The sequence below is a fragment of the Parabacteroides sp. ASF519 genome, assembly GCF_000364265.2.
GTDB lineage: Bacteria > Bacteroidota > Bacteroidia > Bacteroidales > Tannerellaceae > Parabacteroides > Parabacteroides goldsteinii.
Genome location: NZ_AQFV02000006.1, coordinates 4,507,015 through 4,521,397, shown reverse-complemented (window position 1 = coordinate 4,521,397; position 14,383 = coordinate 4,507,015). Strand labels below are relative to the sequence as shown.

At 45.1% G+C, this 14,383-nt stretch carries 10 protein-coding genes; 8 read left to right on the top strand and 2 right to left on the bottom strand.

The genetic code is table 11. The annotated features are described in order from the left end of the window. The first annotated feature begins 27 nt into the window (after window positions 1–27). A complete protein-coding gene (locus C825_RS17995) occupies window positions 28–3,006 on the top strand; it encodes a glycoside hydrolase family 2 protein (protein WP_010803515.1) in 2,979 nt (992 codons plus the stop codon). Window positions 3,007–3,050: 44 nt separating this feature from the next. On the opposite strand, the gene msrC is transcribed toward C825_RS17995, so the two are convergent. Further along, a complete protein-coding gene (gene msrC / locus C825_RS17990) occupies window positions 3,051–3,518 on the bottom strand; it encodes a free L-methionine (R)-S-oxide reductase MsrC (protein ID WP_010803514.1) in 468 nt (155 codons plus the stop codon). Between the two features lie 75 nt (window positions 3,519–3,593). Between msrC and C825_RS17985 the strand changes: the two genes are divergently transcribed. The 3 genes from C825_RS17985 to C825_RS17975 all read left to right on the top strand — a co-directional run bounded on the left by C825_RS17985 (window position 3,594) and on the right by C825_RS17975 (window position 6,582). Further along, window positions 3,594–4,949: an MATE family efflux transporter gene (locus C825_RS17985; protein WP_044214501.1), complete on the top strand. Its 1,356-nt coding sequence runs from the start codon at window positions 3,594–3,596 to the stop codon at window positions 4,947–4,949. A 46-nt stretch (window positions 4,950–4,995) separates the two neighbouring features. Then, the gene (locus C825_RS17980) at window positions 4,996–5,637 is read left to right on the top strand and encodes a cytidylate kinase-like family protein (protein ID WP_010803512.1); all 642 of its coding nucleotides are present in this window, start codon (window positions 4,996–4,998) and stop codon (window positions 5,635–5,637) included. Between the two features lie 174 nt (window positions 5,638–5,811). Further along, window positions 5,812–6,582: a sulfide-dependent adenosine diphosphate thiazole synthase gene (locus C825_RS17975; protein WP_010803511.1), complete on the top strand. Its 771-nt coding sequence runs from the start codon at window positions 5,812–5,814 to the stop codon at window positions 6,580–6,582. A gap of 93 nt (window positions 6,583–6,675) precedes the next feature. Here the strand turns inward: C825_RS17975 and C825_RS17970 are convergent, their stop codons facing one another. After that, window positions 6,676–7,638, bottom strand: coding sequence for a hypothetical protein (locus C825_RS17970; RefSeq protein ID WP_010803510.1), 963 nt, complete (start codon window positions 7,636–7,638; stop codon window positions 6,676–6,678). Between the two features lie 528 nt (window positions 7,639–8,166). Here C825_RS17970 and C825_RS17965 point away from each other — a divergent pair. From C825_RS17965 to C825_RS17950, 4 genes are all read left to right on the top strand, one after another. Next, a complete protein-coding gene (locus C825_RS17965; protein ID WP_228100026.1) occupies window positions 8,167–8,556 on the top strand; it encodes a DUF6769 family protein in 390 nt (129 codons plus the stop codon). Between the two features lie 93 nt (window positions 8,557–8,649). Continuing rightward, a complete protein-coding gene (locus C825_RS17960; protein WP_010803509.1) occupies window positions 8,650–9,888 on the top strand; it encodes an efflux RND transporter periplasmic adaptor subunit in 1,239 nt (412 codons plus the stop codon). Window positions 9,889–9,988: 100 nt separating this feature from the next. Then, complete coding sequence (locus C825_RS17955; protein ID WP_010803508.1) at window positions 9,989–13,069, top strand: efflux RND transporter permease subunit; 3,081 nt, start codon at window positions 9,989–9,991, stop codon at window positions 13,067–13,069. Beyond that, entirely contained in the window at window positions 13,066–14,247 is a 1,182-nt protein-coding gene (locus C825_RS17950) for a TolC family protein (RefSeq protein ID WP_010803507.1), read from the top strand. The genes C825_RS17955 and C825_RS17950 overlap by 4 nt, the downstream gene beginning before the upstream one ends. Window positions 14,248–14,383 lie beyond the last annotated feature (136 nt).

Here is a 14,383-nt window from a genome sequence, read left to right as displayed (position 1 = left end):
TAGAAATAATTGTAATAACATATAAGTATGAAAAAGATCTTATTACTTATGGCTTCCTGTTGCTTTATCGGGCATGGGAGTATGGCAGCCGGTTTGCAGGCTTTGCCGATAGAAGCATCCTATATCATACCTGCTGAAGTAGAGGGAATGAGTTCGTCCTCCCTGCTGTTAAATGGTGACTGGCAATTCCGTTTCGCCCCGCAGGGTAAATGGAATACCGTTCAGGTTCCGGGAGAACTGGCTATGCAGGGATATGCTATCGAACATGATACGCCTTATCTTTATCGTAAATCATTTACCCTTCCGGCCGATTATAAAGGGAAACGGGTCATTCTTCGTTTCGACGGGGTATATAGCCATGCGGTCCTTTCGGTGAACGGAAAACAGGTGCGTGAACATCATGGCGGTTTTACCCGTTGGGAGACGGATGTGACGGAATTTGTACGGCCGGGAAAAAAGAATGAGATACAGCTTGAAATAACCGATCGCATCGATGATATCTCTTATGCTTCCGGGTATGCCCATCATCCGATTGGCGGTATTCTTCGGGATGTAACGGTTTTCGCCTTGCCGGAAACCTGTTTCTACGATTTTGCGGCGGAGACTCATCTCGATTCGTTATACCGGGATGCCGTGTTGAAAGTATCCTATACCGGCAGGACGGCGGGAAATGCCGAAGTGGTCTACAGCCTGACCGACCCCGCAGGTCGCCAGGTCCCTTTGTCACAAAGTATTTTTGTATTGAAAGAAGACGGAAACAGTAATGAACTCCCCGTCCGCAATCCGTTGAAATGGGATGCCGAACATCCGAACCTCTATACATTAACGGTTGCGCTTCGTGAGGAAGGCGAGGAAATCAGCCGCTTCAGCCAGCAGATCGGTTTCCGTGACGTGAAGATTGTAAAAGACCGTATGCTGGTGAACGGCCTTCCCGTTAAGCTGCGCGGAGCCTGCCGCCACGATATCCATCCGACGCTGGGGCGTACCACGACAGCCGAACTGGATAGCCTGGACGCCCTTCGTTTCAAGCAATCGAATATGAACTTCGTGCGTACTTCGCATTATCCGCCCTCCGAACGTTTCCTTCATTTCTGTGATCGTTTTGGTATTTATGTGGAGAGCGAAACGGCCGTCTGCTTTGTCGATACATACCGCCAGAAGAACTATGCTCCCGGCAGGACGCAGGACAGTGCGGAGTTTGCTCCCCGTTATTTGTCACAATGCCGTGAGATGGTGAAGGCATTCCGTTCGCATCCGTCCGTCCTGTTCTGGTCGATTGGAAACGAGAGTGTGTACGGAAAGAATTTCCAGGATTGCTGGGATTGGGTGAAAGCAACGGATACGACACGTCCGGTCATTTTCAGTTATCCCGGTTCGGTGGGCGAGAAGAAGCCGATATATGATATTCTCAGCATGCATTATCAGGATGTGGATGGCAACCTGAATCAATGGGGACGTGCGACGCGTAATTACCAGGGGCATGGCATCCCGGCTTTGTTCGATGAATGGGCGCACCCGGCTTGCTATACCTATAAAACTTTGCAGGATGATCCGAACATCCGTGAGTTCTGGGGAATCTCTATCGATAAGATGTGGAGCGGCCTGTTTGATGCCCCCGGAGGTTTGGGCGGTGCGATTTGGGGATATATCGACGAGACGTTCATGCTGCCCGAACCGAAGATGGGTACTTCTTTCTGGAAAGAATTTGCCCGTACAGCCAAGCCGGAAGATTTCCAGGGCAACTGTGTCGGTTACGGTGAATGGGGAATAGTCGATGTCTGGCGCCGTGAGAAACCGGAGTTCTGGGCAACCAAGAAAGCCTATTCGCCTGTCCGCCTGCTGACGGAACAAGTGGGTGACTATACGACGGGTGAGCGCCTGTTGCTTCCCGTTTACAACCGCTTCGACCATACTGACCTGAATGAAATAAAAGTGCGCTATATATATAAAGGAATAGAGAAAGAGACGCAGACAGCATCCATCGCGCCGCATCAGAAAGGAGTCCTGATTATCCCGGCTGAAAACTGGGAAGAGGGAAGCGAACTTCTTATCCGTTTCTTTACTGCCGGTGGGGATTTAATAGATGCTTCACTTGTGACGCTGGGACAGCCGGCGATTACCTTGCCACAGTCGCACCGTAATGGTCCGCTTCTGGTTGAAGAAAATACTGACCGTATTGTCGTGAAAGGCGATGGCTTCGAAATACCTTTCTGCAAAGAAACGGGATTAATCTGTAACGCAACGGTTGACGGACGAGTATTTATTGAAAAGGGCCCTTTCCTGAATCTGGATATCAACCTGAATCATCTGACCGGAGCTGAAGTCCGTAAAAGCGCCACCAAGTTCCTGACAGCCGATGCGGATTGGAGAAAACAGAGTATTACGTATATGAAGCAGGGTAAAAATGTACAGGTCATATTGAAGGGTCGTTATAACGATGTCGATACCGATATCCGCCTGTTGATTTCCCCGGAAGGTCGTATGGAAATCAATTACCTGACAAACGGGCAGCCTAATGGTTTCCTGCGTGAAACGGGACTTTCGTTCTATCTTCCCGAAACGATGGAGCAACTCAAATGGAAACGTCGCGGACATTGGAGTTATTATCCGGCCGGAGAGTTTGCCGGTAATGAGGGAGAAACTTCTCTTTATAACCCGAATCAGGTGGCGTACGGCGAACGTCCGCAGCAACCCTGGCAAATGGATACGCATAATTATTATTACTGGGCCGATGCCGGAGCGAATTGCGATCGTCCGCTTACCCAAATGGCAAAGGGTATGAAGGAGAACATCTATTATTATACGTTGAACGCCGGTAATCCGTCCACCGGCCTGTCGGTTATTTCACCGGATGCCTCCGTTGCTTGCCGCTCCAATAAGCGAGCCGACGGACAACTGATCCTGTATGTCAATAACCGTTGGGATTACCCGGAAATTGCTTGGGGAAACTATTGTAAGACACTCGAAGCTAACCCTTGTTTTGGTAAAATAGAGATCATCTTTTAAACTCGTTTGTAAGAGGTGGTTTTAACCACCTCTTATTTTTTATATCAAAGCAACCCGCATATCCTTTCCAGATAGTTTGCATCGACTTCATCGAAACTATCCGGCTTATCGCTGTCTATATCGAGAACCGCTATGACTTTCCCCTCGCGGATCACCGGAACCACAATCTCTGACCTGGAAGCTGCATTGCAGGCTATATGCCCGGGAAACTGCTCTACATCCGGAACAATCAGGGTCTTTGCTTCTTTCCATGCCGTACCGCAAACACCTTTGCCGTGCCGGATGCGGGTACAGGCAATCGGTCCCTGAAAAGGGGCGAGCACCAACATATCTTCTTTTACCACGTAAAAACCTACCCAAAAGAAATCGAATGTCTGTTTCAATGCTGCGGCAACATTCGCCATATTGGCTGTCATATCTGTTTCACCGGCCAGCAACGCTTCTATCTGGGGGAACAACGTTTGGTATTGTTGTTCTTTGTCTCCCTCCGTTATGATTAAATTCTCTGCCATATTTAAATTATTATAGGAAAACAAAGGTAAAAATTAATCGTAAATATCCGTACCTTTGCGCATCAATTGATTTTTATGACAAAACAAAACTCACCTTTGGTACTGGGTACCGAACGTATCGGAAAACTACTTACGCAGTATGCTATTCCGGCAATTATAGCCATGACCGCTTCTTCGCTTTATAACATGGCTGATAGTATTTTTATAGGACATGGGGTAGGACCGCTGGCAATTTCCGGTCTGGCTCTGACATTTCCGTTGATGAACCTGGCGGCAGCTTTCGGCTCGCTGGTTGGTGTCGGTGCTTCTACCTTAGTCTCGGTAAAGCTGGGACAGAAGGATTATGAAGGGGCCAACCAGGTGTTGGGGAATGTGCTTGTCCTGAATGTACTGCTCGGGGTGGCTTTTACCTTTGTCTTTTTGCTGTTACTCAACCCTATTCTTTATTTCTTCGGGGCCAGTGAAAATACGATAGGGTATGCCCGTGATTACATGCAGATTATTTTATATGGGAATGTGATAACCCACATGTATCTGGGATTGAATGCGGTGTTGCGCTCGTCCGGATTTCCCAAACAGGCTATGTATGCCACCCTGGCTTCTGTGGTGATAAACTGTATCTTGAATCCGATTTTTATCTTCGGCTTTGAGTGGGGAATCAAGGGGTCTGCATGGGCGACAGTTATTTCGCAGGTAATCTCCTTGACGGGACAAATGATTCATTTTTCAAGTCCGAAACAGTTGCTCCATTTTAAGAAAGGGATTTATAAACTGAGGAAAGAGGTGGTGAAGGGGATTCTGTATATCGGGATGTCACCTTTTTTGATGAATCTTTGTTCCTGTCTGATTGTTATCCTGATCAACCGCGGTTTGAAAGAACATGGGGGAGACATGGCGATTGGTGCTTATGGTATCGTAAACCGCATTATTTTCTTGTTTGTAATGATTATTATGGGCTTCAACCAGGGAATGCAACCTATTGCCGGATATAATTTCGGTGCCCGCTTATATCCCCGTGTAACGGAAGTAACCAAGTTGACGATGAAGTGGGCAATCGGAGTGGCAACGACCGGTTTCTTGCTCTGCCAGTTATTCCCGACCCTGATCGTGAATATGTTTACAACGGATGACGAACTGGTGAAAGCGGCCGTGTTCGGTCTTCATATTGTATTTGCCGTTTTCCCGATAGTCGGCTTTCAGATGGTGGCAACGAACTTCTTCCTTTCGATTGGTATGTCGAAGAAGGCTATATTCCTGTCACTTACCCGGCAAATGTTGTTTCTGATTCCTTGTCTGATTGTCCTTCCCCGCTTCTTCGGTACGCTGGGAGTCTGGATCAGTATGCCGGTTGCCGATACGATCGCAACAGTCGTTACGGCAATCGTACTGGTGAATCAATTCAAGAAGTTTAAACATGAATCACCTAACTAAAAAAAATATTGTATATTTATCGCAGGATAATAAAATCGGTTAGTATATGGATAACAAAATCATATTGACCATCGGTCGGCAGTTTGGCAGTGGTGGTCGTGAAATAGGGAAAAAACTGGCTCAGGCATTGGGCATCGGTTATTATGATAAGGAGTTGATGGCGGTGGCCGCCAAGGAAAGCGGATTGAGCGAAGAGTTTTTTGAAAAGGCGGACGAACGTGCTTCGAGCGGACTGGCGTATGTTTTTACTATGGGATATTCCTATATGGGAATGTTCACTCCTTATAATGACATTCTTTCCAACGACGGACTGTTTAAATTCCAGAGTGACGCAATCCGCAAGTTGGCATCGGAGCAGTCGTGCGTGCTGGTGGGACGTTGTGCCGATTATATCCTGCGCGATGATCCGGATTGTCTTAGTTTTTTTATCCATAATAATATGGAAAACCGTATCCAGCGCATCCTCGAAAGCCAGAATATCACTGTCGAACAAGCAAAGGAACTGATGGGGAAGACCGATAAATCGCGTGCAGCCTACTATAATTATTATACGAATAAAGAATGGGGTGTAGCCTCTTCCTATAATTTTTCTATCGACGTATCCGTATTGGGTGTAGACGAGACTGTCGAGTTCATGAAAGCATTTGTTGAACGGAAAATGAATAAGCGTCCGCCACATTTCGGATAATTTACTATCTTTGTCGTCGACTTATCATAGGGGTGCCTTAATACACAGGCTGAGATTATACCCATAGAACCTGCCCGGGTAATGCCGTGAAGGGAGAATCGGTAGAATTGCTAAATAAAGGAGAGCTTTAACCTCTATGTGCTCTCCGATGTTTAAACTCTAATTATTATTGTAATGGAACAGATCGTTTCAACGGGGATTATTGACTCTTATTTTGCAAAACTGAAGAGCAACTTATCAATTGATGTGGCTATTGTTGGTGGTGGCCCTTCCGGTATCGTAGCAGCTTATTATCTGGCTAAAGCCGGAAAGAAAGTGGCTCTTTTCGACCGTAAACTGGCTCCGGGAGGAGGCATGTGGGGCGGTGCCATGATGTTTAATGATATTGTCGTACAGGAAGAAGCCATGCCGATCGTGAAGGAACTGGGCGTTTCTTATCATGATGCCGGCAATGGTACTTATATTATGGATTCGGTTCATACTACTTCTGCATTGATCTATCAGGCAACAAAAGCCGGTGCTACTATTTTTAACTGCTATTCTGTGGAAGATGTGGTATTCCACAACGATGCAGTAGCCGGTGTGGTAGTTAACTGGGCTCCGGTAATCCGCGAAGGTATGCATGTAGACCCGCTGACTATTATGGCAAAAGCCGTATTGGAAGGAACAGGACACGACTGCGAAGTGGCACGTACTGTTGCCCGCAAAAACGATATCAAACTGAATACCCCGACCGGCGGTGTAATCGGCGAACGTTCATTAAACGTTGAGTTGGGTGAACAGACAACGGTAGAAAATACAAAAGAAATCTATCCGGGACTGTTTGTTTCAGGTATGGCAGCCAATGGTGTAAGTGGTAGCTTCCGTATGGGACCGATTTTCGGTGGTATGCTGATGAGCGGTAAGAAAGCGGCAGAACTGATCTGTGCAAAACTGGATAAATAAGATTATCTGATATACATGAAAAGAAAGGACGGTTATCTTTTTACAGATTTCCGTCCTTTCTTCATATAGTAACATAAAAACTCATGCTTCCTATTACATCTTCTCTACAAGTTCCCGTTGTTTTTTGAAAAACTGTATACGCTGCATTTCTCCGCTTTCGGAGATCATAGTAGAAAACTTACGTAAGGATTGAATCCATTCTTTCAGGTTCTTACACATCTCTTTGTCTCTCGATGTGATCGAGTTGATCGAAAAGATCCGGATCAGGCTTAATTGCAAACTGGATGTTTCCACAAAACTGTATGTGGCTTCGAAGTTTATGTTGGATATATATATATGTATATCCTTGCCTGAGTCAAATTTACCTCTGGAAGCGATTGTCTCCAGGTCGTCCAATAGCCGGAGGAGTTCTTCCTGTAGTTTGGTTACTTCCTCTTCCGTGATTAAATGAATGCTGGCGAAATATTTAATATCGTTCACCAGGTAGTTAAACATCATGCTGTCCCATATATAGTTTGTTGTTTGTATATATGTACTGGCTTCTACGAATGCCTTTTGGGCATGTTTGAGTTCTTCGGATAAATTTAATTCTGAAAAATATTTTACACAATTTACTTTTTCATTCTGGTACATCCATTTAAATAACCGAAACTTAGACAAGCTATCGTATTTCAGATAATAAGTCTGTGGTATCATATTTGAGGCTGTACTTAACTCCGAAGTCGGATCGTCGCGCAGAGACTCAAACAATTCAAGATAGTGGTCAAGGATTTTGTAATACGTTTTGATAGGATCTGAATAATGTAAAAGATTCAGGTCGAACATTGCGTTATTAGTATAGCTTATACCCACGATCTGGTCAAGTGAAACTCCCAGTTTCTTTGAAATGATGGAAGCCTCATTGAGGGTGAAGGGAACCTCGCCGCGTAATCTTCTGTATACGGCCTCTTTTCCTATGTAGAGAATATCCATCAGGGTATTCGCTAAATTACCCCCATCCGGTATCTTCTCTTTCATTACCTCGATCAGATTTGTATTTAATACATCTGTATTCATTTCCAATTCTCCCTTTTAAATAATATATATGTTCAATTATTAAACAATAAACAAAGCGTATTGTTTCGAAAAACGCAACAAATGTAATAAGCACACTCACGGGTTGCGTATTTTCGAAAATGCGGAGGGGGTAAATAGACGAATGAGAAATAGATATGACTGAAAATACCTTATATGCGAAATAAAACTCCCGTATTTGCTTAGTAAATTCGCATATCTCAAAAGAGAGACGGCAATGATGGTTTGAACGGATAGTTATTGCAGTTTACTATTAATACTAAGTGATGTTAATTGAAATAGCATTAGAATGGATGAACTTTATTTTATTTTAGTCTTAGATTTTTTGTTTATAAATTATTGACCTAACCAAACATTTGCTTGTATAATCAGAATGAGTAGACCACTAATGCTAATACCATGAACAACTGTCCGGCTGGGAGGTGACTCTCGGCCGGAATTTTTTTTTGCTATATATCTGATATTTGCCATTGTGTTGCAAAATAAACTTTCTATTTTTGCAGAATAAATATGAAAGCAAAGAAAAACATAATCCGTTACGTAATGTTGATAGCCGGCATCATCATGCTGCTTTCGGTCATTATACCGCATCATCATCACAGTAACGGTCTGCCTTGTTTTAAACCGCTGACTGAACACAGTCACAAGAGTGCTTCTTCTCACGATTGCGGTTGTAACGGGCATAATGTTGCTCTTTTCACCTCTCTGCTGTCACATGCGACGGATGTGGATGCTAGTCATCTGCTTTTCCCTTTGCAAGTTTTATTTGATTATATTAACCCTCCCGAACCGGCTTTTTGCGGACAACCTTTTGAACGCAGTCGAGCCTTTTATATTGAGTCTCTGCACGATAGCTGGATAACGTGTGCAAGTGGACTGCGAGCCCCTCCTGTGTTATAATTGTTACTGATGGTGGCGAACCTTATTCGCTTTTCGGTGTTTTTATCTAAACGCCGAGCTATTTATTACGCATTAATAACACATTATAATACAATGAAAAAGATATATTTATTGTGGGTTTTATGTGCCTACATATTTGCAGGTTGTGGTGGCGGAGCTACTAAATCTGAAGAGCATAATCATGATCATGAAGCACATGAACATGAAGAGGGGCACGATCATGAGCATGAAGGACATGACCATGAACACGAAGGAGACGAGCATGAAGGACACGAACATGGGAATGAAGCTGCCGCCGGCGTACATTCCAATGAAATCATTTTCAAAGAAGAATTAGCGAAAGCAGTCGGTTTACAGACGAAAGTGATGGAACCGGCTCCTTTTACCGATGTGATAAAGACCAGCGGAAGCGTGATGGCTGCACAAGGCGATGAAACGACTGTGGTTGCTACTGTCCCCGGTATCGTTACATTCGGCAGTTTATCTTTTGTGGACGGTACTCCGGTCCGGAAAGGACAGGCTATCCTGAGCCTGGCTTCCAGTAATTTGTCTGAGGGGAATGTGGCAGCCCGTGCCAAATATGCATACGAAAATGCCAAGAAGGAATATGAACGTATGCAACAGTTGGTGGGAGATAAGATCGTTTCTGCCAAGGATTTTGAACAGGCACGTCTGAACTATGAAAATGCAAAGGCCGCTTACGATGCCATTGCCGGTAAACAAACAGAGAACGGTGTCTCGGTTGTTTCTCCGATGAACGGATACTTGAAGAACCTTCAGGTGAAAGAAGGCGATTATGTCGCTGTGGGACAACCGTTGGCTACGATTTCTCAGAATAGCCGCCTAGTGCTTCGTGCTGAAGTGTCGGAAAAGTATTATCAATATCTTCCGGCTGTACAGTCTGCTAATTTCCGAACTCCTTATGATGACCAGGTGTATGAGCTTTCCGAACTTCACGGACGTTTACTTTCTTACGGAAAGGCTTCGGATGCCAATTCTTTTTATATTCCTGTGACTTTTGAATTTGATAATAAAGGGGCTGTAATTCCCGGTTCGTTTGTTGAAATCTATTTGCTTACCTCTCCGATGCAGGATGTGTTGAGTGTTCCGGTTTCTGCGTTGATAGAAGAGCAAGGTGTTTATTCCGTATTTATCCGTCTGGATGAGGAAGGTTACAAAAAGCAGGAAGTGAAACTGGGTGCCAACAATGGTGCTGAAGTCCAGATTCTGTCTGGTCTAAAACCGGGAGATACGGTTGTTACACAAGGTGCTTACCAGGTCAAACTGGCTTCTGCCTCCAATGCTATTCCGGCTCATACTCATAATCATTAATAATGAGCAAATATGCAAATATGCCAATGTGCCAATGGAAATCTCATGGTACTATCTTGATTGGCACATTGGCATATCGGCTAATTAAATAATTATTCTTATGTTGAATAAAATAATATATTACTCGCTGCATAACAGATTGGTTGTCCTGATCTGTGCATTGCTGCTGATGATAGCGGGAACCTATACAGCTTTTCATACAGATGTAGATGTGTTTCCCGACCTGAATGCTCCGACCGTGGTTATCATGACGGAAGCAAATGGTATGGCTCCTGAAGAAGTGGAACGCCTGGTGACTTTCCCGGTAGAAACAGCAGTGAACGGGGCTATGGATGTGCGCCGTGTACGTTCTTCCTCTACCACCGGTTTCTCTGTTGTATGGGTTGAATTTGACTGGGGAACGGATATCTACCGTGCCCGCCAGATTGTTTCGGAAAAGCTGGCAGTCGTTAGTGAAAGCCTTCCCGAGAATGTAGGCAAGCCGACGCTGGGACCGCAATCTTCTATCTTGGGAGAAATGATGATTATCGGTCTGACTGCCGATTCTACTTCTTTGCTCGATTTGCGTACGATTGCCGACTGGACAATCCGTCCGCGTTTGTTGTCGACAGGCGGTGTGGCACAGGTCGCTGTGATTGGTGGCGATATCAAAGAATATCAGATATTGCTTGACCCCGCCCGTATGAAACATTATGGAGTAGGGTTGGATGAAGTCCTGACGATCTGCCGTAATATGAACCGCAATGCAAATGGCGGCGTCTTGTATGAATATGACAATGAATATATCATCCGTGGTGTTCTTTCCACTCCGAAAGTGGAGGAACTGGCAAAAGGGGTTATCAAGACTGTAGACGGTTTTCCGGTCATGCTGGAAAATGTGGCGACGGTGAAGATAGGAAGCAAAAGTCCTAAACTGGGTACAGCTTCTGAACGCGGCAAGCACGCTGTTCTGATAACGGTGACCAAGCAACCGAATACCAGTACAATCGACTTGACAAACAAGCTGGACGGTATCGTTGCCGACCTGCAAAAGAACCTTCCGTCGGATGTGAATGTCTCTACCGATATTTTCCGTCAGAGCCGTTTCATCGACAGTTCTATTAATAATGTAAAGAACAGTTTGTTTGAAGGAAGTTTCTTCGTTGTCATCGTTTTGTTCCTCTTCCTGATGAATATCCGTACGACGGTGATTTCGCTGGTGGCATTGCCTTTGTCATTGCTCGTTTCTATACTGGTTTTGCATTATATGGGGATGACCATTAATACAATGTCTCTGGGCGGTATGGCGATTGCTATCGGTTCGCTGGTGGATGATGCGATTGTCGATGTGGAGAATGTGTATAAACGAATACGGGAGAACCGGATGCTTCCTCCGGAAGAGCGACGCTCGGTATTGGAGGTGGTTTATGACGCTTCCCGTGAAGTGCGTATGCCTATTCTGAATTCCACGTTGATTATTGTGGTAAGTTTCGTTCCCCTGTTTTTCCTTCATGGCATGGAAGGACGCATGTTGGTGCCGCTGGGTATTGCGTTTATCGTTGCTTTGTTTGCATCTACCGTTGTTGCACTTACTTTGACGCCGGTATTGTGTAGTTATTTGCTGGGTAATAAGTCGACCGATAAGAAGATAGAAAAAGAGGCATGGGTAGCCCGTAAATTGAAGGAGGTATATGCTTCCGCATTGAAAGTTGCCTTGGCGCATAAGAAGATTGTACTGGGTTCTACGGTAGGTCTGTTCCTTGTGGCGTTGGGTATTTTCTTTACGCTGGGACGCAGTTTCCTTCCTCCTTTCAACGAAGGTTCTTTTACTATTAATGTAAGTTCGCTGCCAGGTATTTCGTTGGATGAATCAGACAGGATGGGACATCGGGCGGAAGAGTTACTGATGCAGGTGCCCGAAATCCAGACGGTGGCCCGTAAGACCGGACGTGCCGAACTGGATGAACATGCATTGGGTGTGAACGTTTCGGAGATAGAGGCCCCGTTCGTATTGAAAGACCGTAGCCGGGAAACTGTGATGAATGATGTCCGTAAGAAGCTGTCGACTATCAGTGGTGCGAATATCGAAATCGGCCAGCCTATCTCTCACCGTATCGATGCGATGCTTTCGGGAACGGAAGCCAATATCGCCATCAAACTGTTCGGTACCGATTTGAACCGTCTCTTTACGATTGGCAACGATATTAAAAACTCTATCCAGAGTATTCCGGGCCTGGTTGACCTGAAAGTAGAACAGCAGATTGAACGTCCGCAGCTGACCATCACGCCGAAACGTGAACTGATGGCTAAATATGGCGTATCTCTTCCTGAGTTTGAAGAATATATTAATGTCATGCTGGGTGGCGAAGTTGTCAGCCAGGTGTATGATGACGGTAAAACATTTGACCTGACAGTAAAGACTTCCGACGAAAGCCGTGCAACGATGGAAGATATCCGTAATCTGATGATAGATGCCGGAGGGAAGAAAATCCCGCTGAGTTATATTGCCGAGGTTCGTTCGGTAACCGGTCCGAATACGATTAACCGTGAAAACGTTCAGCGTAAGTTAGTAATCAGTGCGAACGTATCCGAACGGGATTTGCGCAGTGTTGTAAATGATATTCAGAATAAGATTGGAACATCAATCAAGTTGCCCGAAGGGTATCATATCGAATATGGCGGACAGTTTGAAAGTGAACAGGCTGCCAGCCGCACGCTGTTGCTCACTTCTTTGATGTCTCTGCTGGTAATCTTCCTGTTGCTTTATAATGAGTTCAAGAATGCAAAGGAGAGTGGTGTTATTCTGCTGAACCTGCCGTTGGCTTTGATTGGTGGCGTGTTTATTTTGTGGCTGACTTCCGGCGAAATCAGTATACCGGCTATTATCGGTTTCATTTCGCTGTTTGGTATCGCTACCCGAAACGGTATGTTGCTGATTAGTCATTATGCACAGCTGCGCAGTGAAGGGTTCTCTGTTTACGATACGGTGATACACGGTTCGCTGGACCGTCTGAACCCGATTCTTATGACTGCTTTAAGTTCGGCTTTGGCATTGATACCGTTGGCATTGAACGGAGATTTGCCGGGTAATGAGATACAGAGTCCGATGGCGACTGTCATCCTGGGAGGGTTGCTGACATCTACTTTCTTGAACGGATTTATTATCCCTATTGTTTATCTTTTAATGAATAAGGAAAAATGAAACAATTCATAGTAATTACCTTGTTGGCTTCCGCTGCGCTTTCAGTGAACGGGCAGAATTCTATCGATGCCGTCCTGCGCAGTATCGAAGCCAATAATAAAGAATTGCAGGCAAACAACCAGCTTACCGTTTCTAAGAAATTGGAAGCGAAGCTGGATAATAACCTGCCAGACCCTTCAGTTTCCTATGTACATCAGTACGGCAACCGGGAAGGGATGGGGATACAGGGAGAGTTGGTTGCATCCCAGTCGTTCGACTTCCCTTCGGTATATGTGCAGAAGAATAAACTGGCGAAATCGAAAGCCGCCAGTTTCGACCGCCAGGGGGCAGAGTTTCGTCAGCAAATACTTTTGCAGGCAAAAGAGATTTGCCTTGACCTGGTCCTGCTGAACCAGCAACGGGCATTACTCGACCAACGCAGGCAGAATGCGGAACAACTGGCGGAACTGTATGCCATGCGTTTGGAAACCGGCGATGCGAATATTCTGGAAACAAATAAGATTGACCTGGAGCTGCTGAATGCGAAAACGGAAGCCCGTATGAACGAGTCTGCCCGTATTGCCAAACTTCAGGAACTGGCAACATTGAATGGTGGTATTGCTATCGACTTCACGGACACGACCTATATGTCGGACGGTGATATCCTGTCATTCGAAGAATTATGTGCGGAGGCTGTGACTTCCAATCCTCAGTTGCTTACGTTGAAAAGCGAGCAGGTGGCTGCCCGCCGCCAGTTGAGCGTCAATAAATCGAAGAGTTTACCCAGTTTTGAGTTGGGGTATCGTATGAATACGGCTACCGGCGGAGAACGTTTTAACGGTTTCCTGGTTGGTATCAGCATTCCTTTGTTCTCAAACAGGAATAATGTAAAGCAGGCTAAAGCGCAGGCTCTTTATACCGACCTTCAACTGGAAAGTACGACAACGACCGTGGAAAGTGAATTGCACCAATTGTATAACCAGTCGGTCGCTCTGAAGACTTCTATGGACGAATACAATACGGTTCTGAAAAGCCAAAATAGCCTGGCATTGTTGAATAAGGCTATCCAGACCGGCCAAATCAGTATGATTGAATATTTCGTTGATGTAACGACTTTCTATCAGAGCATGCAGAATTATATGCAGTTGCAGAACGAGTATCAGAAGGTGATGGCGCAATTGTATAAATATAAGTTATAAACTTTCTTATAAAATAAGGAAGGTTCATGTCTTTTTCGGGCATGGACCTTTTTTTATTATAGCTTCCCATTGAGCCGTATATTGGTTACTAAACTTATAAAAAGTTATCGTACTGTTTTTTTTCATCATTGTATTT